Raw genomic sequence first — 1,419 nt, 5'->3', positions numbered from 1 at the left:
ATGTACCTTGAAAACCGCATATTGAAATAAATCTGATAGAAATATCAAGACATCCAAGGTGTTACAGCGACGAAAGAAGCTGTAGCCAAACCGATATCAGACGAAAGTCTGAAAACCAAAACCAGGGGATGTAACGCTATACATCCTCAGACCCTTTTTGTATACCCGTATGGAAAGGGGACTGGTTAAGCTGATAAGAGCACAGGGCGGATGCCTTGGCACTAAGAGCCGATGAAAGACGTGATAAGCTGCGAAAAGCTTCGGGGAGAGGCAAATACTCATTGATCCGGAGATATCTGAATGGGGAAACCCGCCTGGGAAACCCTCAGGCATCCATACGCCAATTCATAACGTATGGAAGGGAACCCGCTGAACTGAAACATCTAAGTAGGCGGAGGAAGAGAAAGAAACATCGATTCCGTAAGTAGCGGCGAGCGAACGCGGAAGAGCCCAAACCGGGATGCGTGCATCCCGGGGTTAAGGACTGCATAAGCGAGCTGGTTCGTTAATGGAACGGCCCTGGGAAGGCCGGCCGGAGAGGGTGAAAGCCCCGTACATGAAAACGACAGGCAGCGGCAGGATCCAGAGTACCACGAGACACGTGGAACCTTGTGGGAATTCGGGGGGACCACCCCCCAAGGCTAAATACTCCTTAGTGACCGATAGCGCATAGTACTGTGAAGGAAAGGTGAAAAGAACCCCGGGAGGGGAGTGAAAAAGAACCTGAAACCCTGTGTTTACAAGCTGTGGGAGCGCGTTAAGGCGCAACCGCGTACTTTTTGTAGAACGGTCCGGCGAGCTGCGGATGCTGGCAAGGTTAAGGGCTTATTAGGCCCGGAGCCGAAGCGAAAGCAAGCCTTAAGAGGGCGTATAGTCAGCATGTGCAGACCCGAAACCGGGTGACCTATCCATGTCCAGGTTGAAGTTCCCGTAAAAGGGAATGGAGGACCGAACGCACATCCGTTGAAAAGGGTGGCGATGAGGTGTGGATAGCGGAGAAATTCCAATCGAACCCGGAGATAGCTGGTTCTCCTCGAAATAGCTTTAGGGCTAGCCCCGCGTTAGTTTCACGGAGGTAGAGCACTGAATTTCCTAGGGGGCGTCAAAGCCTACCGAAGAATATCAAACTCCGAATGCCGTGGAAATGATGCGCGGGAGTCAGACCGCACGAGATAAGTTGGGCGGTCAAAAGGGAAAGAGCCCAGACCCGCGGCTAAGGCCCCCAAGTGTGTGTTAAGTGGAAAAGGATGTGGGATTTCAAAGACAGCTAGGATGTTGGCTCAGAAGCAGCCACACATTCAAAGAGTGCGTAATAGCTCACTAGCCGAGAGGTCCTGCGCCGAAAATGTCCGGGGCTGAAACACACCGCCGAAGCCTGGGAATGCAGAAATGCATTGGTAGAGGAGCATTCTTAAAGGA

General features: G+C 52.0%; 1 rRNA gene. It reads left to right on the top strand.

Features of this window, described 5'->3' with window-relative positions:
* Window positions 1-183 precede the first annotated feature (183 nt).
* Window positions 184-1,419 (top strand): 23S ribosomal RNA (locus NFS31_RS26735); the annotation flags it as partial.

The organism is Otoolea muris (assembly GCF_943193115.1).
Lineage (GTDB): Bacteria > Bacillota > Clostridia > Lachnospirales > Lachnospiraceae > Otoolea > Otoolea muris.
The sequence above is the reverse complement of the archived record's forward strand: the minus strand, read 5'-3'. Positions and strand labels throughout refer to the sequence as shown.